This is a genomic window from Saccharothrix sp. (assembly GCF_031180885.1).
Lineage (GTDB): Bacteria > Actinomycetota > Actinomycetes > Mycobacteriales > Pseudonocardiaceae > Actinosynnema.
Genome location: NZ_JAPSLK010000027.1, coordinates 1 through 22,112 on the forward strand (window position 1 = coordinate 1; position 22,112 = coordinate 22,112).

Annotated in this window: 18 protein-coding genes and 1 pseudogene; 11 read left to right on the forward strand and 8 right to left on the reverse strand. The window is 68.2% G+C overall.

Annotation, left to right across the window (positions count from 1 at the left end; genetic code table 11):
• From RIN75_RS26210 to RIN75_RS26220, 3 genes are all read right to left on the reverse strand, one after another.
• Positions 1-364: DNA cytosine methyltransferase (locus RIN75_RS26210; protein WP_309114684.1), on the reverse strand; the 364-nt coding region annotated here is incomplete at its 3' end.
• Positions 361-1,311 carry a DNA methyltransferase gene (locus tag RIN75_RS26215; protein WP_309114685.1) on the reverse strand — a complete coding sequence of 317 codons (951 nt, stop codon included), beginning with the start codon at positions 1,309-1,311 and terminating at the stop codon, positions 361-363. The genes RIN75_RS26210 and RIN75_RS26215, both read right to left, overlap by 4 nt.
• Positions 1,308-2,285, reverse strand: a complete 978-nt coding sequence (locus tag RIN75_RS26220; protein ID WP_309114686.1) for a hypothetical protein — start codon at positions 2,283-2,285, stop codon at positions 1,308-1,310. The genes RIN75_RS26215 and RIN75_RS26220 overlap by 4 nt, the downstream gene beginning before the upstream one ends.
• A gap of 484 nt (positions 2,286-2,769) precedes the next feature.
• On the opposite strand from RIN75_RS26220, the gene RIN75_RS26225 reads away from it, so the two are divergent.
• The 10 genes and pseudogenes from RIN75_RS26225 to RIN75_RS26270 all read left to right on the forward strand — a co-directional run bounded on the left by RIN75_RS26225 (position 2,770) and on the right by RIN75_RS26270 (position 16,016).
• A complete protein-coding gene (locus RIN75_RS26225) occupies positions 2,770-3,690 on the forward strand; it encodes a hypothetical protein (protein WP_309114687.1) in 921 nt (306 codons plus the stop codon).
• A gap of 170 nt (positions 3,691-3,860) precedes the next feature.
• On the forward strand, positions 3,861-4,145 hold the full coding sequence (locus RIN75_RS26230) for a pilin (RefSeq protein WP_309114774.1): 285 nt from the start codon (positions 3,861-3,863) through the stop codon (positions 4,143-4,145).
• Between the two features lie 3 nt (positions 4,146-4,148).
• Positions 4,149-5,990 (forward strand): hypothetical protein, encoded by a 1,842-nt coding sequence (locus RIN75_RS26235; protein ID WP_309114688.1) that lies wholly within the window; start codon positions 4,149-4,151, stop codon positions 5,988-5,990.
• Positions 5,987-7,081: a PrgI family protein gene (locus RIN75_RS26240; protein ID WP_309114689.1), complete on the forward strand. Its 1,095-nt coding sequence runs from the start codon at positions 5,987-5,989 to the stop codon at positions 7,079-7,081. The genes RIN75_RS26235 and RIN75_RS26240 overlap by 4 nt, the downstream gene beginning before the upstream one ends.
• Positions 7,081-8,946: a helicase HerA domain-containing protein gene (locus RIN75_RS26245; protein ID WP_309114690.1), complete on the forward strand. Its 1,866-nt coding sequence runs from the start codon at positions 7,081-7,083 to the stop codon at positions 8,944-8,946. The genes RIN75_RS26240 and RIN75_RS26245 overlap by 1 nt, the downstream gene beginning before the upstream one ends.
• Before the next feature lie 20 nt (positions 8,947-8,966).
• A complete protein-coding gene (locus RIN75_RS26250) occupies positions 8,967-11,018 on the forward strand; it encodes a helicase HerA domain-containing protein (protein WP_309114775.1) in 2,052 nt (683 codons plus the stop codon).
• Between the two features lie 600 nt (positions 11,019-11,618).
• Entirely contained in the window at positions 11,619-13,463 is a 1,845-nt protein-coding gene (gene ltrA, locus RIN75_RS26255; protein ID WP_309114691.1) for a group II intron reverse transcriptase/maturase, read from the forward strand.
• Positions 13,464-13,548: 85 nt separating this feature from the next.
• A pseudogene (locus tag RIN75_RS26260) lies at positions 13,549-13,968 on the forward strand (type VI secretion protein); the annotation flags it as partial.
• Positions 13,969-13,992: 24 nt separating this feature from the next.
• The gene (locus tag RIN75_RS26265; protein ID WP_309114692.1) at positions 13,993-15,009 is read left to right on the forward strand and encodes a replication-relaxation family protein; all 1,017 of its coding nucleotides are present in this window, start codon (positions 13,993-13,995) and stop codon (positions 15,007-15,009) included.
• A 5-nt stretch (positions 15,010-15,014) separates the two neighbouring features.
• A complete protein-coding gene (locus RIN75_RS26270; RefSeq protein ID WP_309114693.1) occupies positions 15,015-16,016 on the forward strand; it encodes a bifunctional lytic transglycosylase/C40 family peptidase in 1,002 nt (333 codons plus the stop codon).
• 180 nt (positions 16,017-16,196) lie between these two features.
• Here RIN75_RS26270 and RIN75_RS26275 read toward each other — a convergent pair whose 3' ends face one another.
• The 4 genes from RIN75_RS26275 to RIN75_RS26290 all read right to left on the reverse strand — a co-directional run bounded on the left by RIN75_RS26275 (position 16,197) and on the right by RIN75_RS26290 (position 19,044).
• Positions 16,197-17,126 carry a radical SAM protein gene (locus RIN75_RS26275; protein WP_309114694.1) on the reverse strand — a complete coding sequence of 310 codons (930 nt, stop codon included), beginning with the start codon at positions 17,124-17,126 and terminating at the stop codon, positions 16,197-16,199.
• A gap of 14 nt (positions 17,127-17,140) precedes the next feature.
• On the reverse strand, positions 17,141-17,752 hold the full coding sequence (locus tag RIN75_RS26280) for a hypothetical protein (protein WP_309114695.1): 612 nt from the start codon (positions 17,750-17,752) through the stop codon (positions 17,141-17,143).
• A gap of 519 nt (positions 17,753-18,271) precedes the next feature.
• Positions 18,272-18,544 (reverse strand): hypothetical protein, encoded by a 273-nt coding sequence (locus tag RIN75_RS26285; RefSeq protein WP_309114696.1) that lies wholly within the window; start codon positions 18,542-18,544, stop codon positions 18,272-18,274.
• Positions 18,538-19,044 (reverse strand): MFS transporter, encoded by a 507-nt coding sequence (locus tag RIN75_RS26290; RefSeq protein ID WP_309114697.1) that lies wholly within the window; start codon positions 19,042-19,044, stop codon positions 18,538-18,540. The genes RIN75_RS26285 and RIN75_RS26290 overlap by 7 nt, the downstream gene beginning before the upstream one ends.
• A 270-nt stretch (positions 19,045-19,314) precedes the next feature.
• Between RIN75_RS26290 and RIN75_RS26295 the strand changes: the two genes are divergently transcribed.
• Entirely contained in the window at positions 19,315-19,911 is a 597-nt protein-coding gene (locus tag RIN75_RS26295) for a hypothetical protein (RefSeq protein WP_309114698.1), read from the forward strand.
• Positions 19,912-19,930: 19 nt separating this feature from the next.
• On the opposite strand, the gene RIN75_RS26300 is transcribed toward RIN75_RS26295, so the two are convergent.
• A complete protein-coding gene (locus RIN75_RS26300) occupies positions 19,931-22,108 on the reverse strand; it encodes a tetratricopeptide repeat protein (RefSeq protein WP_309114699.1) in 2,178 nt (725 codons plus the stop codon).
• Positions 22,109-22,112: the final 4 nt, after the last annotated feature.

Below are 22,112 nucleotides of genomic sequence, written 5' to 3' on the forward strand. Positions count from 1 at the left end.
GACCGTCGAGCAGTTGGACGCCGAAGTTACCGCGGAGGCACGGCGCATCGTCGTGTCCGACTCCACAGGGCCCGGAGTATGAGCGCCTCTTGCTGGTGTGCCGACCAGCCTGCTTGACATTGAGGCAGGGGAATCCGGCGGTGACCACGTCGACCGGTGGCACCCGCCGCCAGTCGACGGCGCGCAGGTCGCCGAGGTTGGGGACGTTGGGCATGCGGGTGGCGAGGATGGTGGTGATGTGGGGGTCGTTGTCGGCGCACCAGGCGATGCGGCCGGTGCCGAGTGCGGCCAGGACGCCGAGGTCGAGTCCGCCGTAGCCGGTGCACAGCGAGCCGATGAGCGGGGTGGTGTCGGTGGTGGTCATGCCGCCAACCCCTGGGGTGCGGAGTGGACGGTGCGGTCGCGTGGGGTGCGGCGGTGTGCTGTGGCGTGGGTGTTCGGGGTGGGGTGTAGGGGTTGGCGGAAGACGAGGACGTCTTCGTGGGCGATGAGGTGTAGGGGGAGTCCTGCGTCGCGTTGTTTGCGGATGAAGTCGCGTTGGAAGAAGCTGCCGCGGGCGACGAGGTCGGTGTCGGTGGCGCGGGCGAGTAGGGCGACGTTGCGTTCGACGGGGATGAGTCCGGCGTTGCGTCCGCAGGTGAGGATCTGGGCGGGGAGGTCGATGAGTTCGGCGTGTTCTCGCCAGGGGCGGATGGTGATGGCGACGTGCCCGCCGGGGCGCAGGAAGGTGCGTAGGGCGGTGAGGATGCGGGTGAAGCCGGCCAGGAGTCGGTGGTGGCCGATGTTGGCGAGGTTGCCGCGGTCGAGGGTGTTGCCGTAGAGGTGGTGGTACTTCTGCACCCCCTCGCCCGGCGCGACGACGACCTGGCCGTGGGTGGAGGGCCCGTAGGGCGGCGAGGTCACGACGAGCGCGACCTGGCCGACGTAGTCGTTGGGTAGCAGGGTGAGTAGTTGGCGGGCGTCGCCGTGGAAGACGCGTGCGTCGACGTCGAGGCCTTGGTCGCGGGCGAGGTCGAGGTTGGCTTGGGCGACTTGGACCCAGTGGGGTTCGTATTCGACGCCGATGGCGCGGCGGCCCAGGCGGACGGCTTCGACGAGGGTGGTGCCGATGCCGCACATCGGGTCGAGCACCAGCTCGCCGGGCTTGGTGTAGTGGGTGACGGCGTGGCGCACGATCTCGGGGAGCATCTTGGCCGGGTGCGCGGTGGACTCGGGCGTGTACTTGTTCTTGCGCTGCGCGGCGGGGGAGGACTGCGCGGTCGTCCACACCGACACGGCCGGGTCGTCGGGGGTGTGCGGCGCGGCGTTCATCGGATGTCTCCGTCGAGCGCGGCCCGGCTGGTCGATGTGGTGAGTGGTGGTGGGCGGTGGTCGTGGGGTTGGGCGAAGACCAGGACGTCGGAGTGGATGCGCAGGTGCGGTGCGGGTAGGCCGCGAACGAGTGCGCGGTGGCGCGTGCGTGCTTCGGCGTCGGTGTCCTCGTGGTGGGCGAGGTGGAACTCGCCGTCGCGCAGGGGTGTGTGCAGGGCGACGATGTGTTGGAGGTAGAGCAGGTCGGCGTTCTGTCCGGCGGTCACCACGGCGCCGGTCGGGTCGGTCAGCTCGCCGGGTGTCCAGTCGCAGTGGGTGAGCACCGCGAGGGTGCCGCCGACGCGGAGCAGTCGTGTGGCGAGCGCGGCGACGACGTCCGCGGACTGTTCGCTGGAGTGCTCGGAATGCAGCGACGCGATGACGAGGTCTGCGTCGTGGACGCTGTCGGTGGCGACGCTTGTTTCGACCGGGTCTGCCGCTGCGGACTGAACCGGTGCGGTGTCCGGGATGCGCAGCAAGTGGGCGGTGCGGCCGAGGTGTTCGATGGTGTGCAGGGCGTCGGCCAGTTCGGGGTCCGGGTGGGTTCCGGGTGTGTGGTGGATGACGCCGTGCAGGTTCGCTTCGTGTCGTGTGGTCGTGTCGGGGTGAGCGAGCAGGACGACCTTCGCGCCGGGTTGGCTGAACGCGGTGACGAGCTTGTCGACCAGCGCGGCGGGCCACGCGGCGTCGAGGTCGATGGGGTGTTGTCCGGCGTTCCATACGGTGGCCGGGATGGGGTTCTTGGCGGTGGTGCGTGGCTGCTTGTCGGTGGGGGCGGTGGGTGGCTTGGCGGGGCTGACGCGGGTGGTGGTCGGTGCGGTCGGCCAGGCTCGGCGTTCGACCGTCCGGCGCGATACTGGGCGGCTGGGGGCCGGGCGGGTGGAGTCGTCGCGTCGTCGGGGTGAGCGGCGGCCAGGGTGCTCGGGCTGGGTCACGGGTGTCCCCTTTGCCGGGGTGGGGTGCGCCCGTCGATGCGAGCGCGATTACACCCCTGAACTCCGAAATACCGGTCGACCCGGGACAGACTGCCGCGACGTTTTGAGCGAGTGTTCTGGGTCGCGTCCGGAATCTCGACCGCGCCCGGTGAGAAAATCTTGGGAGCGACTTTTTGTTCCAGGCTTTGAGGTCTGAAGCGGGTGTGACCGAAGTGGTACCGGCCTAGTACCGTCGCGCCATAACAGCAGCTAGTGGCCGTGATGTGTGATCGACTGGCAGGCGGGTGACCAAGCTTGCCAGTCGGCTCGGCGAAGCCGTTCGGGATGTGCCGGTGCCTGGTTGGTAATAGTTCGGTACCTGTTTGGTGAGTGGTTGGTACCAGGTGGTGTGGCGTCCTGTGCGGGTCGTTGTTCCGACCCGTTTCGGGGGTTCGCCATGAGTTCGCGTGATGCTGTTCCGCGTTCGGGTTTCGAGCGTGGTTCGATGCCGTTGGACGTCGCCAGGGCGGCGTTCGAGTGGCTGGTCGTCGGGCCGCATCCGCTGTCGTTGGACGGCCGCTTGTTCCCTGGTTTCCCGGCGCGGCGGGTGCCGTTGTCGGAGGTGCGCGACCGGTTGCTGCGCCGGCGTTGTCCGCAGTCGTTGCGGGACACGGTGTGGTCGCATCTGGTGTTGCTGACCCGTACCGAGAGCGCGGCGTGGGTGGTGGGTGCGGTCGGGGTGGCGTTGCCGGCGTTGACCTCGATCGCCGCGACGTTGACGGCGCGGTTCGCGGGGGCCCCGAGTGACATCCACGCCGCGGTGTTGGCGGGGTTCGTCGCGGAACTCGGTGAGATCGATCTGCGTCGCCCGCGCATCATGTTGCGGTTGCGGTGGGCGGCTTACCGGGCCGGGCACACCGCGCTCCGGGAGGCGTTGGATGCGCCGGTGCCCTCCGGTCACGCGTTCCGGTCGGCGACCCCGCCGCCGCCGTGGGGTCACCCGGACTTCGTGCTCGCGCGTGCGGTCGCCGAGCACGCCATCACGGCGGCCGAGGCGGAGCTGATCGGCGCCACTCGGCTGGAGGGTGTGCCGCTCGCGGACGCGGCGATCGCGTGTGGCCTGTCGTACGAGGCGGCGAAGAAGTCGCGTCAACGCGCGGAGCGTCGGCTGGTCGCGTATCTGCGCGGTGATGCGGTGTCGCGTGAGGACGACCTGGTGACCCGGGTCGCGGACGCGGTGCTCATCGACAGCGCGACGCCGTGGTCCCGGACACCGACGAAGCGAGGGCCGGTGTCCCCGGGCGGCCGGGATTCCGGAGTTCAGGGGTGCGGGAGCGCACCGGCCGCGCCCGCGCACACCACCTCCTCGCCCGACCTGCCGCAGCGGTCGTCGGGCTCGAACCCGGGAGTGCCGCGATGCGCCTGACCCGAACCCTGGACCGCCGTCCCACCGACAACCGACCCTCGGGACAAGGCCGTCCTTACTCCGGTCGTCCACATCGGACGGGCTCTACACCTCCGATGTCTGTCCGGTTTGCGGGCGGGCTGGATCGCTGTGGCAGGGCTGTGTTGTTCGCCGAGTTGGTCGTGGCCGCGATGGTGTTGAGCGCGACCGCGGCGCATGCGGACACCGTGGTGCTCGCGGTGGTGGACAGCGTCGAGCAGGTGCTGACGAACATCCGGAATTGGTTGATGGGCATCCTGGCGCTGTTGGCGACGGTGTTCCTGACCATCGGCGGTGTGCGTCGCGTGTTCGGCGGCGGTGACCCGGGCGAGCAGGAGAAGGCCAAGGAGGCGTTCAAAGCCGCGGGCATCGGCTACACGCTAGCGATGCTCGCCCCGGTGGTCGTGTCGGTGCTCAAGGGCATCGTCGGGGGCTGAGTCATGACCCCGTCAACCAGGCTGACGGCGATCGCGGTCGGCGTGCTCGTGGCGCTGGGCGGTGTTCTCGCCGCGGCGGCTCCCGGCGCGGCACCGGTCCACCCTGTTGTCCTCGCGCAGCCGTTGCCGCTGCCGACGGGTGACCCGGACCCGTGCGGACCGGGCTCGCCGCTGTGTAGCTTCCCGACACCGACATCGTCACTGTCCACTCCGGTCACGCCGCCGTGCGTCGGCGAGGGCTGTATCCCGCGACCCACAACACCCACCGCGCCCACGGTGGTCGACCCCGGCCCAGGACAGCCGGGGCACATACCGGAGAACAGCGACGACTGCGGACTCACCGACATTGGCGCCTGTCTGAGTGAGGCGATCGACGAGTTCTTCCGGAACATCGTCACCGACGCGCTCAACCCGTTGCTGGACCTGGTGGCGCGCACGTTGTTGACCACGACGGTGCCGGATTCGCTGCCCAGGCTGGTCGAGTTGTGGGACAACTCCTGGCACATCCTGCTGGTGTCCTACGGGATGCTCGTGCTGGTCGCGGGCGTGGTGGTGATGAGTCACCAGACGTTGCAGACCCGGCACTCGGTCAAGGAGCTGGCGCCGCGCCTGGTGGTCGGGTTCGTGGCGGGTGCGTTGTCGTTGTGGGTGGCGACCAAGGGCGTGCAGGTCGCCAACGCGGCCGTGGCGTCGATCATGGGTGGCGGTGTCGACGCGGCCACCGCGGCCGAGCAGTTGCGGGCGATGCTGGTCGGGTCGACCACGTCGGGCGGGATTTTCGTCCTGCTGATCGGGATCGTGCTGGCCGGGATGCTGGCGGCGTTGCTGGTCTCCGATGTAGCTCGCGAGGCGGTGACGATCGTCCTGGTCGCCGGGGCGCCGTTGGGGCTGATGTTCCACGCGTTGCCGCAGACCGAGGCCATCGCCTACTGGTGGTGGCGGGTCTACGGCGGCTGTCTGGCCATCCAGGTCGCCCAGAGCCTGACCCTGATCACCGCCGCGCGGGTGTTCCTGGCACCGGGTGGGTTCACGATTTTCGGGCCGACCGAGTCGGGCTTGGTGAACATGCTCGTCGCACTGGCGTTGGTCTACATCCTCGTGCGCATCCCGTTCTGGGTGCTGTCGTCGGTGCGCGGCGGCGGCAGGTCGATGGTCGGTTCGATGGTGCGCAGCCTCATCGCGTTCCGGGTTCTCGGGCTGTTCGGCGGAGCGCGCCGGCACGGCGGAGCGCCCAGGCCGGTGCCCACCGGGGTTCCCTCCGGTGTCGGCGGTCGAGGTGGTGGGCAGCCGGATCCGCCGTGGCCGGTGACTCCGGTTTTCGCGCCGACTCCGGGGCTGGTGGCCAACAGGCTGCGGGACGCCTACGACGCCGAACGGGTTCGTGCGGCGCGCCGGTCCCGGGTCCCGTCGCAAGCGCCGCAGTTCCTGCAGCCCCAACCCCAGCAGACCGTGCACGACCCGGCGGTGACGCCCGCGGTCCCCGTGCCGACGATGCCGGAGTTCAGCGCCGCACCGGTACCCGACGCGCCGCGTGCGAAGTCGAGCCGACGTCCGCGCTCGACGACGCCGCGGTTCCAGGTCGCCGGAGGACCCCGTCGCCAGAGCGCCGGGCCGCCGGACCGGCCGATCCGTGTGCCCTCGGTCCCTCCGCAACTGCGGTTCCAGCAGGCCGTCCCCGAACCACCGCAGCCCGCGCCGCCCACGCGGTCGTCGGCACCGGCCGGACCGGTGTTTCGGCCGGAGCGGGCGGAGCCGCGCCGTGGTGACGCCCTGCGACGGACGCCGTCGGTGCCGCCGCCGCTGTTCCACGCACCCCAGCCCCGCCGAGGAAGCGAGAAGTCATGAGTCAGCCGGTGAGGATTCCCGCCGATGTGGACATGCACGACCGGGTGCTCGGTCCGCTCACCGCCCGGCAACTCGCGATCCTGGCCGCCGCGGGCGCGGTGCTCTACGTGGTGTGGACGGCCACCGCCGCGATCGTGCCCACACCGGTGTTCCTGGCCTTCGCCGTGCCGGTCGCGGCGGCCGCGGCGATGCTCGCCCTGGGCAGGCGCGACGGCGTCCCGATGGACAAGTTGATGCTCGCCGCGATCCGTCAACGACTGGCTCCGCGCCGCCGGGTCGCCGCGCCGGAGGGCGTGCACCCCGTGCCGGAGTGGCTGTCGGCCAACGCACACGACATCGGGCCCGTCGAGGGACGCACACGGCGGTCGGAACGGGCGTCGTTGTCGGCGCTGCGGTTGCCGGCGGAGGCGGTCACCGACACCGGTGTCATCGACCTCGGCGTGGACGGGTTGGCGGTGGTGGCGGTCGCGGGCACGGTGAACTTCGCGCTGCGCACACCGAACGAGCAGGAAGCGCTGGTCGCCGCGTTCGGCCGCTACCTGCACGGCCTCACCGCCCCGGTCCAGGTGCTGGTGCGCACCGAACGCCTGGACCTCACCGCCCAGATCGCGGAGTTGCGCGACCGCGCGGGTGGGCTGCCGCACGCGGCGCTGGAAGCTGCCGCGACCGAGCACGCCGACTACCTCGCCCAACTCGGCCGGCAGTCGCAGTTGTTGCGCCGCCAGGTCCTGCTGGTGCTGCGCGAGCCGTGGGAGGCGACCGTGCCGACCGACGGGCTCGGCGGACCCGGCCCGCTGGCGGTGCTCGCGGCGATCGCGGGCAGGCGCCGGGCACGGACCGACACCACGGTCGGCGAGGCCGCGCGTCGGGCGGCGGAGGCGAGGCTGGTGCGTCGGCTCGGCGAGGCGATCGACCTGCTCGCCCCCGCAGGGATCGTGGTGACCCCGCTGGACGCGGGACAAGCCACCGCCGTGCTGGCCTCAGCGTGCAATCCGGACAGCCTGCTGCCGCCCTCCGCCGGGTTGGCCGCCGCGGACGAGGTCATCACCTCGGGCTGGGACGACGACGCCTACGAGGGCGGGCGGTCGTGATGGCCGCCGACACCGGACCCGCGTCGGGGGCTGCCGCGTTCACGCCCGACGCCTTGTCGGTCGGCGCGCGGCACCTGGAGGTCGGCGGCGAGTGGGTGGCCTCGTTCGCCGTGGTCGGCTTCCCGCGCGAGGTGCACCCCGGCTGGTTGTCGCCGCTGCTGACCTACCCGGGTCGGCTGGACGTGGCGCTGCACGTCGAGCCTCTCGACCCGGCGATCGCCGCGTCCCGGCTGCGCAAGCAGTTGGCCAAGCTGGAGTCCGGGCGTCGCCAGACCGCCGACCGCGGGCGGCTGCTCGACCCGCAGGTCGAAGCCGCCACCGAGGACGCCTACGACCTGTCCTCCCGCGTCGCGCGCGGGGAGGGGAAGCTGTTCCGGGTCGGGCTGTATCTGACCGTGCACGCCGGCTCGGAGCACACGCTTGCCGACGAGGTGGCGGCCGTGCGGTCGCTGTGCGCGTCGCTGTTGCTGGACGCCAAGCACACCACCTACCGGTCGTTGCAGGGCTGGGTGTCCACGCTGCCCATGGGCCTGGATCTCATCGGCATGCGCCGCACGTTCGACACCAGCGCGCTCGCCGCGGCGTTCCCGTTCACCAGCCCGGACCTGCCCGCCCCCGACCCGACCACCGTCGCCGCGCCGTCCGGGGTGCTCTACGGCTACAACATCGGCTCGCAGGGCCTGGTGCACTGGGACCGGTTCGGCGAGGGGATGCACAACCACAACAGCGTGATCCTCGGCCGCTCCGGCGCGGGCAAGTCCTACCTGGTCAAGCTGGAACTGCTGCGCTCGCTGTACCGGGGCGTCGAGATCGCCGTGGTCGACCCCGAAGACGAGTACTCCCGGCTGGCCACCGCGGTCGGCGGCGTCCAGGTCCACCTCGGCGCGGCCGGGGTACGCCTTAACCCGTTCGACCTGCCCATCCACACCCGAGCCGACGGCCACCGCACCGCCCCCAAGGACGCCCTGGTCCGCCGGTCGCTGTTCCTGGACACCGTCATCGCCGTCCTGTTCGGCAAGCCGCTGGAGGCCGCTGAACGCGCCGGATTGGACCGGGCGATCGCGGCGACTTACCAGGGCGCGGGTATCACCGCCGACCCGAGGACCTGGACCCGGCCCTCGCCGACCCTGCGCACCCTGCGGGACCACCTCGCCCGCGGCGACCAGGTCGCCACGAACCTGGCCGCGCGGCTGCACCCGTTCGTCGAGGGCGCGTTCAAGCAACTGTTCGACGGGCCCAGCAGCGTCACCGCCGAAGGCCACCTCGTCGTGTTCAGCCTGCGCGAGCTGCCCGACGAACTGAAAGCCATCGGCACGCTGCTGGTGCTGGACACGGTGTGGCGACGGGTGTCCAACCCGGCCATCCGCCGCCCCAGGTTGGTCGTGGTGGACGAGGCGTGGCTGCTGATGCAGGACCGGTCCGGAGCCGAGTTCCTGTTCCGCATGGCCAAAGCCTCCCGCAAACACTGGGCCGGGCTGACCGTCGCCACCCAGGACACCGCCGACGTCCTGGGCACCGACCTGGGCAAGGCCGTCGTCGCCAACGCCGCCACCCAGATCCTGCTGCGCCAGGCGTCCCAGGCCATCGACGAGATCACCCGCACCTTCGACCTGTCCGCCGGCGAACGCGCCTTCCTGCTCTCCGCCGACCGCGGCCAAGGCCTGCTCTCCGCCGGGACACAACGCGTCGCGTTCCAAGCCATCGCCTCCCCGACCGAGCACTACCTGGTCACCAGCGACCCGGCCGAACTCGCCGCCCTCCACGACCCCGACGACCACACCAGCACCTCGTTCGTCGACCTCGGCCTCGACCCGCAGGACGGCGACGAGTCCGAGGACGACCAGATCACCCTCGACGCCGCGTGAACCCGTTGGAGGGCAACGTCATGTTTGAGGACTACCTGCGCGACCCCTCCGGAGCACTGGCCACCGTGCTGGACCGGCTCCGCGACCTCGCGCTCACCCACGGCCCTATCGCGGTCCCGCTGCTCGTCGCGCTCGCGACGCTGTTCGTGATCGGACGGCGGTGGTGGGCCCGTCGCTGCCACGAGCAGTTGGTGGCCGACGCCCGCCAGGTCACCATCCTCGCGCCGCCCGTCGTCGACGCCGCGAGCGGGGCGGCGTTGTGGTCCAACCTGGTCGGCCTGCTCCGGCCCGGGTGGCGCAGGGCAGTCACCGGACAGCCGCACCTGGCGTTCGAGTACGTCTTCTCCGAGGCCGGGGTCACGATCCGGCTGTGGGTGCCCGGTGTCATCCCGCCAGGGCTGGTCGAACGCGCAGTCGAAGCCGCCTGGCCCGGCGCCCACACCCGCGTCGGCCCCGCCGAACCACCACTCCCGCCAGCAGGACAAGACCAACGCCGAATCGTGGTCGGCGGGGAACTGCGGCTGGCGCGACCGGAAGCCCTACCCATCCGATCGGCGTTCGACGCCGACCCGATCCGCGCGCTGCTCGGCGCACCGGTCGGACTGGGGCGGGACGAACACGCCTGCGTCCAAGTCCTGGCCCGGCCCGTCACCGGCCGCCGGGTCCAACGCGCCCGCCGCGCCGCCCGTCGAGTCCACAATGGAACGTCAAGCCATATGGTTGGCCGTCTGCTCGACCTGCTTACACCCGGCCCTACCCGGCGTCGACACCGCCCCGCGTGGACCCGGACCGGCGCGTTGCACAGCGACCCGCAGACTTCCCTGGAATTCTCCGCGCACAACCGCGCCATCGTCACCAAGCAACGCGGCAGCCAGTACGAGACCGTCATCCGCTACGCCGTCGCCACACTGCTCCCCGCCAACACCACCAAGGAGCAACTGCGCCAAGCCCGAGACGTCGCGCGCGGCCGGGCGCACGCGTTGGCCGCCAGTTTCGCCTCCTACACCGAGCACAATCACTACACCCGACACCGCCTCCGCGACCCCGGCCACGCGCTCGGCCACCGCAGGCTCGGTCGTGGAGACCTGCTGTCGGTACCGGAACTGGCCGCCCTCGCCCACCTGCCCACCGACGAGGCCATCCCCGGCATCCAGCGCGCCGGAGCCCGCGCCGTCGCACCGCCACCCGGTGTCGCCGTACCGGGCCCGGAGGCCAAACCGATCGGTGTCACCGACACCGGACACCACCGCCCGGTCGCCCTGCGCGTGCCCGACGCCCGACACCACCTGCACGTCCTGGGCGCCACCGGCTCCGGCAAGTCCACCCTGCTGGGCACCATGATCCTGGCCGACGCCGAAGCCGGCCGCGGCATCGTGCTCATCGACCCCAAAGGCGACCTCGTCACCGACGTCCTGTCCCGCCTGCCCAGCACGGCCGCCGACCGCGTAGTGCTCTTCGACGCCGACAGCCGCTCCCGCCCACCCTGCCTCAACCCCCTCGACGGCGGCGACACCGACCTCACCGTCGACAACCTCGTCAGCGTCTTCCGCCGCGTCTACTCCGCGTTCTGGGGACCGCGCACCGACGACGTCATGCGCGCCGCCTGCCTCACCCTGCGCGCCCAGGAAGGCGTCGCCACCCTCGCCGACCTGCCCAAGCTGCTGGCCGACGACGCCTTCCGCACCCGCGTCACCGCCGGCATCACCGACCCGGTCCTGCGCGGCTTCTGGTCCTGGTACGACGAACTCACCGACTCCACCCGCAGCCAGGTCATCAGTCCGCTGATGAACAAACTCCGCGCCTTCCTGCTCCGCCCCTTCGTCCGCGACGCCATCGCCGCCGGGCCCTCCACAGTGGACATGAGCGCGGTGCTCGACGGCGGCATCTGCCTCGTCCGCATCCCCAAAGGCTCACTGGGCGAGGAGACCACCCGGCTCGTCGGCTCACTCGTCGTCGCCCGCACCTGGCAGGCCACCACCGCCCGCGCCCGCGCCCGCACCCCACAACGCCAACGCCGCGACGCCTCACTGGTCATCGACGAATGCCACAACTTCCTCAACCGTGCGGCCTGAAAGTCGCTTGTAGCCAGTGAATTACCAGAGAGGACAAGGTGATTCCCCGCCCCGTGGTCAAGGTAGGGCGGGTCTCCTAGGGCGAATGCGGGACTGGTAACGGACCCGTGTTAAGCCGCCTGACACGAAGCCCCAAGAGCTGGTGGACCATCACCGGCCACAGGGCAAGGAGAAGATCTGAAGGACGAACGCAAGTGAACCCTCGATGAGGCCTCGTGAAAGTTGACCCGCGCCAATGGTTTGTAGTCGGCGGGAAGGGCCCGGAGCTGTGAGGCTCAGGTGGCAACGGAGGGCGATTTTCCTTCGTTGCGTGACCACCACCGGTCCCGGGGTAAAGAGGGCGTCCTCCCAGATCGCAACTGGCACAAGCGGAACAGGACAACCCTGTAGAGGTCCAGGACGGATGCGCCCTGGTAAGCCGACGGCAACGGAAGCCGAAACCCTCTGCGGGCGAAGGAAGACCCGAGAAGCGAATGCCGCTGGGGCGAAAGCCCAGGGGAAAACGCGGACCAAGGCACCTCAGCCTCCGCGCATAACCCGGCGGATACCGGGACTGTGTTCCCGGGCCCGAAAGGGAGCCCACGCGGGTCTGGTGGGCCTGTGAAGAACCGAAGCAAGAAGCCGGAACCAGCGCCGGAGTTGGATACCGAAGGAGGAGAAGTGGCACACCAAGTCGACACGACCCAGGAGTCCCCGATCCTTCCCGAGGGGAACCAAGCGCTGGACGACGCACGGTACTGGCACAGCATCGACTGGGCCACCACCGAGCGGACCGTACGGCGACTGCGGCAGAGGATCTTCACGGCGTCGCAAGAAGGGGACCTGAAGAAGGTCCGTAATCTCCAAAAGCTCATGCTGCGCTCGCACTCCAACACGCTCGTGAGCGTGCGGAGCGTGACACAGCGGAGCCTGGGACGCCGCACCCCTGGGGTAGACGGGGAAATCGTGCTGCGGCCAGAGGACCGGGGACGGCTGGTGAGGACACTCACCGAGAAGCCCCGGCCCACGGCCCGGCCGGTGCGGCGTGTGCACATCCCGAAGGCGAACGGGAAGACCCGTCCGCTCGGTATCCCGGTCATCCGGGACCGAGTGCAGCAGACCAGGGTGAAGAACGCCCTGGAACCTGAGTGGGAGGCACGGTTCGAGGCACGGAGCTACGGCTTCCGGCCCGGACGCAGCTGTCATGACGCGATCGCCGCGATCTTCAATTTCGCGGCAGGTAAGAAGTCCCGGCGACGCTGGGCTCTGGACGCGGACCTGACAGCCGCCTTTGACCGGATCAACCACGATCGTCTGATGGAGGCCATCGGGGGATTCCCGGCTGCGGCCGAGATCCTGCGCTGGCTCAAGGCCGGTGTGATGGAAGACGGGCGGTTCGCCCCGACCGAAGAGGGAGCCCCTCAAGGCGGAGTGATCAGCCCACTGCTCTTGAACATCGTCCTCCACGGCATGGGGACCGCTGCCGGGGACCGTGAAGACGGCACCGCCCGGCAACGCTGGGTGCAGTGCGCCCCGGCGTTCATCCGCTACGCCGACGACTTCGTGGTGCTGTGCACCACCAAGGAAGAGGCCGAGCAGGCGAAGCAACGGCTTGCGGCCTGGCTGGAACCGAAGGGGCTGACCTTCAACGAGGACAAGACGCGCATCGTCCACCTCGACGACGGTTTCGACTTCCTCGGGTTCAACGTCAGGCGCTACAACGACAAGCTGCTGATCAAGCCGAGCGATGCAGCGGTGAAGAAGGTCAAGGACAAGGTCCGGGACACTGCGAAACGGATGCGCGCGGCCACGTGCGCAGACGTCATCCGCACCCTGAACCCCTTGATCAAGGGATGGTCGACCTACTACAGGGGCGTGGCCTCCGCGGAGACCTTCACGACCCTGGACCACTACGTGCACTACCGCATGTACAGGTGGGCCAAACGCAAGCACCACAACAAGTCGGTGGCATGGATTCGCGCCAGCTACTTCGGGTGCTTCAACCCGACACGGCAAGACGTCTGGGTCTTCGGAGACAAGGACACCGGGCGGTACCTGTACCGGTTCGCATGGACCCACATCGAGCGACACGCCCTGGTCACCGGGCGGGCGTCGAAAGACGACCCAGCGCTTGAGGGGTACTGGAAGGCACGCATCCGGAAGCGCAAGCATCCAGAGGCTGACAAGCGCAACCTGTCGCTGGCTGCCAAGCAGAAGGGGCTGTGCCCACTGTGCGGACTGGACCTGATCGCCGGAGCCGGCTACGAGCCCCAGTCCGTCCGTGAATGGGCGGCCTGGTTCTGGGCCAACTCCCGCACGATCAACAGGCACCACCTGGTCTTCAAATCCCAAGGCGGCTCGGACGATCGCGCCAACCTCATGCTCATCCACTCGGAATGCCACCGGCAGTACCACGCCCGGAGCATTCTCGAAGGAACCCAGGAGATCCCGAATGCGCGTCCATAGTGGCCTGCTTGAGCCGGATGCGGTGAAAGCCGCACGTCCGGTTCTGAGGGGGCTCTCGACCCGAGAGGGTCGTGGAGCTACCCGACTGCCCTACCCGATCGAGGACATGCTCGCCGAAGCCCGCGGCTTCCGCCTCGCCATGACCCTGGCCCACCAACACCTCGGCCAACTCCCACGCGAACTCCGCGAAGGCATCTCCACCAACGCCCGCAACAAGATCTTCTTCAACGCCTCACCCGAAGACGCCCGCGAACTGGCCCGCCACACCACACCCCGCCTGACCGACCACGACCTCGCCCACCTCGGCGCCTACCACGCCGCCACCCGCCTGGTCCTGCACGGCGAACAAACCCTGCCCTTCACCCTGCGCACCCAACCCCTCCCACCCGCCATCCCCGGCCGAGCACGCGAAATCCGCACCACAGCACGACACACCACCCACACCACCCAACCCACCCGCGTCGAACCCGCCACCCGCCCAGCCGACCCACGCCGCCACACCTGACCCCGCCGCACCGGAGGTCCCGACATGATCACCAACCCGACCCGGCAACGCGCCCTACGCGGCCACAAACCCACCAGGCCCACCCCACGCGCCGCCAACACCGTCGAACACCAGGCCGCCCTGGCCTGGCGGCTCACCCCGCGCGACAAGTGGATCGCCCGCATGCTGTGGGAACACCGCGTCCTCACCGCGCACCAGATCACCGCCCTGGCCTTCCCCAGCTTCCGATCCGGACGCCAACGGCTGCGTGAGCTGTACCTGTGGGGCGTGGTCGACCGCTTCCAGCCCTTCGTCACCGTCGGCACCGCACCCATGCACTACGTCCTTGCGCCCGCCGGAGCCGCTGTCCTCGCCGCCGAAGACGGCCTGGACGTCAAAGAACTGGGCTACCGCCACGACCGCGCCTTCAGCATCGCCCACAGCCTGCGCCTGGCCCACACCGTCGGCGTCAACGAATGGTTCACCGCCCTCGTCGACCGCGCCCGCCACCCCCAACCCGGCCAACACCTCGAACTCACCGCCTGGTGGTCGGAAACCCGCTGTGCCCGCCACTTCGGCGACCTCGTCAAACCCGACGCCTACGGCCGCTGGCGAACAGAAGACAACGAGATCGAATGGTTCCTCGAATACGACTTCGGCACCGAAGCCCTCCCCAAACTCGCCGGCAAACTCACCGGCTACGCCGCCCTCGCCCAAGCCACCGGCATCACCACCCCACTGCTGGTGTGGCTCCCCACCACCCGCCGCGAAGCCACCGCCCGACGACTCCTCCACACGACCTGGCGCGAACTCGACAACCCCCACCAACTCCCCGTCGCCACCGCCGCAGCCCAACTACTCGACCCCACAACCCCACACCCCAGCCCCGCCGACAACGTCTGGCTACCCCTCGACACGCCCGGACGCCACGCACTGCACGAACTACGCCACGTCTGGCCCCACATCCCACCCCCGACCACCACACCACTCACCCACGACACCACCCCGCCACGGCCAACCCCACCGTCCCCGATGCCGCCCACCGCACCAGGACACGGGTGAGCCCGGTGTTCACCAAACTCGCCATCGGCGGCACCGCAACCCTGCTGCTCATCCCCGTCGTCCTCGGCCTGGCCACCACCGCCGTCGTCGACTCCCTCTTCCGCCGCACCCCCACCGGCACCATCGACTGCACCACCCCGATCGCCGACATCCCACCCCACTACTGCCTGCTCTACGTCACCGCCGCCCCGCACTGCCCCGGCCTCGACTGGACCGTCCTCGCCGCCATCGGCAAGATCGAAACCGACCACGGCCGCCTCAACGCACCCGGCGTCCACGAAGGCGAAAACCACGCCGGAGCCGCCGGCCCCATGCAGTTCCTCGCCCTCACCTTCAACGCCGTCACCGCCGCCCACCAGATCCCACCCGGCGGCGCCACCCCACCCTCCCGCTACAACCCGCACGACGCCATCCACGCCGCCGCCTTCCTCCTGTGCGACGAAGGCGTACGAGAAGGCGACCTCCACAAAGCGATCTACGCCTACAACCACGCCGACTGGTACGTCACCAAGGTCATCGACCAAGCACACGCCTACGCCCAAGCCGCCGCAGCCCACACCGGCACCGGCGACTGCAACAACATCCACGCCCCGAACACCATCGCCCACACCGCCATCAACTACGCCTGCGGCATGCGCGGACTCCCCTACGTCTGGGGCGGCAACGGCCCCGACGGCGGCCACACCGGCTTCGACTGCTCAGGCCTCACCAAAGCCGCCTACGCCGCCGCCGGCCTCACCCTCCCCCGCACCGCCCAAACCCAACACGACGCAGGCCCCCACGTCCCCGCCGGACAACCCCTCCTCCCCGGAGACCTCGTCTTCTACGGCACCCCAGGCAACATCCACCACGTCGGCCTCTACATCGGCAACGGCCTCATGATCGACGCCCCCGACTTCGGCCAAGTCGTCAAAATCGAGCCCTACCGCTACGCAGGTGACGACTACGCCGGCGCCACCCGTCCGGCAGGCGCCGGTGTAGCGGCCGCGGGTTACGGCTGGACCTGATCATTCAACGTTGTGCCACGTGGCGTTTCCATGCTTGCCTATGGTTCGGCGATCTCGACGCACCGTAGGCCGAGCAGTTCGCACAGCACGGATATCGCCCTCTCGGCCTGACCTGAGCGTCTCGAGTGCTGGATATTGAATCCCAACCTATTCGTAGCTCGTTGCGGGACGCGGTCAGCTTCAGCTTCCAGAACGGGGCACTCGAACGCGTCGTTTAGCAGTCGAGTAGTCACCTGCAAGTTGTCCGCAATTTAGGTTGTCATTGGCCAACGAATAGAAGTGGTAGGCATCAAAACCCATCCGTCTCGCAACACCTGCCAGGCGTTCAACTGTCGCGATATCGGGTGTGGCGAGCTTGTTGCGAACGCTAGCAGCGGTCTCGTTCATTCTCGACACTCGAACGACGCACTTGCCTGCCAGTCCTTCAAACAGCTTTAACGCCGCGACAAAGGTTTCGTCGCTGCTATTGAAGTCGCGGATCACCACATAGTTGAGCCTAAAGGTGAGATTCGTGGTCGTCAGCATAGCTGAAGCAATATCTTCAACGCGATACCCGGCAGGCTTCCCCATCCGCATAATTGAGTGAACTTTGCTGGAATTTGCATGAAGGAGGCTTACCTGAACGTACTTCAGCTCGACTTCCTCCGCCAAGGACTCCATGTGGGCAAATAGGTCCGGACGGAGACCCACGGTGGTTAGGTTGAAATAGCACTGTGGGAAGTCGATAGAGATTGCCTTCGCTGATCTTTCAACGGTCGCTCGCATCAGCGAAGCCTCACCGATGCCGGAGTATGTAAAAAGGAATCGCGAACTCCGAGGCAAGGATTGGTCCTCTGTCACGAATTTGGCGATATCATGCACCTCCGTGTGCGCCAAAGCTTCATGGGTACCGAGTTCGGTAGCCGCGCAGTGGTGGCACCCCACAGCACATCCGTAGCTCGTGGGAAGCTCTACCACATCTTTAACATAAGTGTCGTCTAGGAAGTGTCGAAAGTGCGAAGCCTCGACGATCTTGCCGCCGACGTCGACGACATACCGTGTAGCTTCTTCGCGATTCCAACCTCGTGTAGAGTAGTTCGTTGTCGCCTTCATTCTTTGCACGATCTCCATGGGGGCCTCGCTAGTCAGAATTGCTTGGATTTTCCTCGCAGGGACGTAATATCGGTGACAACACTTCGTGCAAATGGCGAGTTGTGATCGAATGAAAGATGTACGACATCCTTGCTATCTTCGACGTGAAGATATGGGGTAAAGTCCAGTCCAGCGTCTGTAATAATCGCCATATAGTAGGGCTCGACATCCTCTGGTAGATATCGAAGATCAATCCGACTGCGGACGCGAGATGGAAGTGAATCGCGAAACGCGACTAAGGCTTGGGCTGTTCGTTTTGTTTTCGAAGCATGATCGCGGCCGCACATTTCCTGGATACGCCTCTGAGCGGTACCGTTGGGGGCTAGCAGCAGGAAGCAGACGTCCCCTCCGTTGCGGGCAACACGTCCAATTGCAGACTTAAAAAGCGCTTGGTACTCTGGCTTTAACCAGCTTTGTAGGCTGTGTCCCATAATTATTAACCGGCCATTGGTGCCCTGCATTAGGCGATTCCAGTAATCAGGCTTGTCGGAATACTTTCCGTCGACTCGAAGTGCGCCTGTACGTGCCCTGATGTCAGCGAGGGCTTCAAGCTCTAAAAGCCGATCAATGATCTCTCTTTGAGCGCCAAACTCGCGACTGTTCAATGCGACCCAGATTAGCGACGCCATTAAGCTTGATATCGCGCCACTCGCCAGAAGGAACCCAAGCGATGATCGAGATGTGGCGAGTCCGTAGCCGAGGAGTATGAGGCAAGCAACAACGAATGCTACGTAGACCAGTCGTCTATTCACCCACCACCACATTTACTGTCGCTGTGATGTTGCCCACAGGGTGAGTCTACACTATCCTGTGATCACTTTCTAGTGAAACATCGAATCATCTGTATTTCGTTGCATGCACCCGCCACTGAAGTGCGCCAGAGATACAATTATCTGCATTGAGTTTAGCGGCATGGGTGGCACGATTGTCCCCTGCTGTTACGTGCAAAGCTGCTGTGTCGAGTCGGTCAATATGGACACGTATGCGGCGAGTACTCAAGCATTCCTGAAAGTGCTCAAGTTCGAGTGGAAGCTACATGTAGCTGTCGCTTCCTCGCCGATGTGAGCACTTCCGTGTGGACATGAGGCATTGTTCGCGCGTCGAAGCCGTTCCGGTCCGTGCGTTCAGGCTGCCGGACGCTGGCTGGCGAGTATCGCAAGGCTGAGGAGCACCGTTGCGCCGATCACCGCGACCACGGCCAGCCCGGCGGTGAAGCCGTGCCCGCGCTGGACGAAGGTGCCGGTGCTGCCGAGCACCACCACGCCGAGTGCCAGCCCGAACTCCACGCTGGTCTCGGACAACGCCGATGCCGCACCGGCCCGGTCTGGTGGCGCCGCGCTGACCACGCTGTCCATGCTCAGCGCCATCACCGGCCCCAGGCCGAGGTAGATCAGCACGAGTCCGGCGACCAGCGGCGCGACCCCTGGTCGTCCGGGGTCCGGGCCAGCACGGCGAAGCCGACTGCGGACACCGCCAGTGACCACACCAGCAGGCGGTGGACCGGGATCCGGCGGGCCAGTGCGGGTGCCGCCATTGAGGTCAGGACCATCGCCACGGCGGAAGGCGCCACCCACAACCCGGCCCTGATGGGGGACAGCCCCGCCTGCTGCTGGAGGTAGAGCGCGGCGAACAGGTAGACCCCGGCGACGCAGGCGAGCGCGGCGAGCAGGACCAGCAGCGCGTCGCGGAACGGCCGCGCGGCGAACAGTCGGAGGTCGAGCAGCGGCAGGCTCAGCCGCCGCTGCCGGCGCAGGAACACGACCCCGGCGCCGCGCTGGCGCGGATCGCGGAACATGCTGCCGATCAGCGCGAGTGTGGACGGCATGAGCGTGGTGCCGGTGATGCCGAGCAGCCCACGGGCGCTGGCGCAGGCCGATGCCGCCGCGATTGACGACATCGTCCGGTTGGAAGGGCACCACACCGAGCCGTCCACGCACCGGTGTTCGCCGGGCAAGGCACGGCTGGCGGAAGAATTACCAGTCAATGGTTTGTGTCGCGTGAGCGTCCACAAGAGACGATCCGGCGATCTGTTGAGGGCCGACTTGACTTCACACCCGCAAGGAAGCGTTCATAGTCCTGCGGGCTGATTCGACACCGGGTGCGCGCCGGGCCCGTAGCTCCGGCCGGGGCATGACCATTCGCGGTATCACGACGAAGCGAGGCAGTCATGTCCACCTACAGCAACACCGATGGTGCGAAGCCGTCGGCCACCGAGAAGGCACACGGGCGAACCGAAGCGGAGGACAAGCTGTGGCAGGCGATGCTGGACAAGCCGGGCAGCACCGCCGCCGAACTGTCGGCCGCCGCCGGTATCGGCAAGTCCACGGCACCGAAGATCCTCATGCGCTGGCTCGAAGCGGGACTCGTCACGCGCATGTCCGGTATCGCCGACGGAGGACGCCGGGCAGCCGACCGCTGGTCCATCCAGCCGGGCGAGGAGGGGCAACCGGCCGACGAATCGCCCGCTGAGGTGCAAGATAGCGACGCTGCCGTGGAAAGCATCTCTTCAGATGACACGGAGGCGTCGAAGCGATTGGCACCCGGAGCGCTGCGAGGGATGGTCGAGGACTACTTGCGCGAACACGCCGGGGAGGCGATCAGCCCCAACGGGATCGGCAAGGCGTTGCGGCGTTCCCCGGGCGCGGTGGCGAACGCCTTGGAGAAGTTGGTCGCGGCTGGCTACGCCGTGCGCGTGAGCGACAAGCCCAAAACCTACGCGATCACTCGCGCCGACGGCGACGCCGTCGAGACGTCGAGGCAGTAGCGGACGTTCACGGCGACACTCAACCGGACTGTGTACCCGATCGCTCGCCGATCGGGTCGCGGTCCGGTTGTTGTTCTGTGTCCGTGGGGGCGGTGGCGGCGTTGGCGAAGATCATCAGTTTCAGGCTGGGATGGGTGCGCTGGGTTTCGGGATGGTCGTCGCCGAGAAGGCGTTCGCGGATGGCCAGGACTTCGCGGAGTTCGGCTTCGGCGGCGGCGAAGTGGCCGCGTCTGCCCAGGACGACGGCGCGGGCGTGACGGACGTCGAGGGTGTAGCGGTGTTCGGGACCGAAGGTTCTCGTGTACGCGGTGACCAGGCTGTCGTAGTCGGCCGAGGCGGCCTCCAGGTCGCCTTGGTCGTCCAGGTACCCGGCGATCTGGTAGTGGGCGAACAGCACGGCGGAGTGGTCCGGCCCGAGCGCCTGGCGTTGCAGGCGCAGCACTTCACGTGCCTCGGCTTCGCCGTCGCCTCCGTCCTGGGTCATGCGCAACCACGCGAGCATCTGCCGGACGTCGAGGGTGTCCGGGTCCTCGGCGCCCATGACGCGTGTGCGGACCTTGAGCAGGTCGAGCAGTTCCTCTTCGGCGAGGTGGGTGTCCCGCTCGGCCAAGGCGAGTGCGAGCGTGTAGCGGCAGCTGAGCGTGTCGGGGTGTTCAGGGCCGAACGTGCGCTCGAAGTCCTCCACCAGCGCGCGGTACTCCTGCTCGGCGGCGAAGTGGTCACCGCGCTTGTACAGGATCGTCGCCAGGGCCATGCGGATGTTCAGCGTCTCCACGTGCTCGGCGCCGAGTACGTCCAGGCGTGAGGCCAACACTTTCCGGTACAGCGCCTCGGACTCCACGTCCAGGCCGACGTGGTAGCAGAACATCGCGGCGGCCCACGAAATTGCGTCCGGTGTGCCCTCCGGCATGCAGTGCGGCAGCATCGCCCGCCACATCGGCCATACCTGAGGGTCGCTCGGGTCGTGCGTGGAGGTGCCACGTTCGAGTAGACGCCAGCGGACCTCGTCCTGCGAGGTGGTGTCGCCGTGGTGGAGGTTGGCCTCACGCACCAGCGGGTGCAGGACGACGACGTCCACCGGGTCGCCGGAGCGGTACTCGATCAGGCCGAATCCGCGCAGGTCCTCCAAGAGCGTGGCCAGGTGGTGAGCGGTGAGACCGGCGAAGAGGTCGGAATCGGCGAGGATCCGGGCGTCGAGCAGCGCGGTCGGGATGGGCATCTGCTCGAAGGTGGACAGCAGCCGCAGCAGCGGGCGGGTGAGCGGCGCTCCCCGTTCGGCGAGCAGGTCCAGACTCAGTTCCCACGTGCGGGACAGCAGCTCACGTTCGCTCTGGGCCGTGGTGCCGGCGAGATCCAGGCCGTCGGCGAGAGCGACCTCGTACTCGGCGAACGACCGGGGCGTTGCGGCGCCCGGGACCGTCATCATCGTGCTGGTGGACTTCAGGTAGGTGCCTGCCAGCCTCAGCGCCAGCGGCAGTCCGCCTAGCCGCGTCGCCAGCTCGCGCGCCTCGGCGAGGGTGCCTGCGTCGGGGGCCAGGTCCAACAGCACGGCGGCGGCGTCCTCGACGTCGAGCACGCCCACCGGTACCAGGCGGTACCGGCCCCAGGTGGAGGAGCGGCTGTCCCTGCTGGTCACGATCACGGTCCCGCTGGTCGGCGGCCGGCGCAGCCAGCCACGGCCCGCGGTCAGCCGACCTTCGGGGGCGAGCAGTCGCGGGTCGTCGGCATTGTCGAGCACCAGCAGCCACGCAGCCGGGTAACCGGCCAGCCCGGACCACAGCAGGTCGGTGGCCGAGGCGTCGCCCGACCACGCTGCGCGCACTTCATCCGGTAACGCGCCCGTGCGCAGCGCGACCTCGCGCAGGCCTTCAGTGACACTGGCCGCGCTCGTGGCGTCGACCCACCACACGTGATGGGAGTGGGCGACCAGCTTTGCCAGTTCGGCCGCGACGGTGGTCTTGCCGTAGCCCCCGTTGCCGTGCAGCACCACGACCTGACCGCCTTGTCGTACCGTGGCAACGAGTTCTCCCAGCAGCTCGCCGCGCCCGCGGACGGTGTGGGTGACGTCCTCGGGGACCGCCAGCGAGGCAAGTCCGGGGCCGCGGGCTGCGCTGTCGCTGCCCAGGTAGAGGTCGCGGCCTGCCTGGTTGAGCATCGCCCGGTCGAGAGCTACGCCGAACTGGCCTAAGTCGGTCATCCGC

Bases quoted from the DNA above. Each gene is read 5' to 3' on its own strand.
- RIN75_RS26245 (WP_309114690.1), top strand. From the start codon at position 7,081: ATGGCCGCCGACACCGGACCCGCGTCGGGGGCTGCCGCGTTCACGCCC.
- RIN75_RS26230 (WP_309114774.1), top strand. From the start codon at position 3,861: ATGGTGTTGAGCGCGACCGCGGCGCATGCGGACACCGTGGTGCTCGCG.
- RIN75_RS26235 (WP_309114688.1), top strand. From the start codon at position 4,149: ATGACCCCGTCAACCAGGCTGACGGCGATCGCGGTCGGCGTGCTCGTG.
- RIN75_RS26275 (WP_309114694.1), bottom strand. From the start codon at position 17,126: ATGGAGATCGTGCAAAGAATGAAGGCGACAACGAACTACTCTACACGA.
- RIN75_RS26290 (WP_309114697.1), bottom strand. From the start codon at position 19,044: ATGTCGTCAATCGCGGCGGCATCGGCCTGCGCCAGCGCCCGTGGGCTG.
- RIN75_RS26250 (WP_309114775.1), top strand. From the start codon at position 8,967: ATGTTTGAGGACTACCTGCGCGACCCCTCCGGAGCACTGGCCACCGTG.
- RIN75_RS26225 (WP_309114687.1), top strand. From the start codon at position 2,770: ATGCCGTTGGACGTCGCCAGGGCGGCGTTCGAGTGGCTGGTCGTCGGG.
- RIN75_RS26295 (WP_309114698.1), top strand. From the start codon at position 19,315: ATGTCCACCTACAGCAACACCGATGGTGCGAAGCCGTCGGCCACCGAG.
- RIN75_RS26265 (WP_309114692.1), top strand. From the start codon at position 13,993: ATGATCACCAACCCGACCCGGCAACGCGCCCTACGCGGCCACAAACCC.
- RIN75_RS26240 (WP_309114689.1), top strand. From the start codon at position 5,987: ATGAGTCAGCCGGTGAGGATTCCCGCCGATGTGGACATGCACGACCGG.
- RIN75_RS26300 (WP_309114699.1), bottom strand. From the start codon at position 22,108: ATGACCGACTTAGGCCAGTTCGGCGTAGCTCTCGACCGGGCGATGCTC.
- RIN75_RS26215 (WP_309114685.1), bottom strand. From the start codon at position 1,311: ATGAACGCCGCGCCGCACACCCCCGACGACCCGGCCGTGTCGGTGTGG.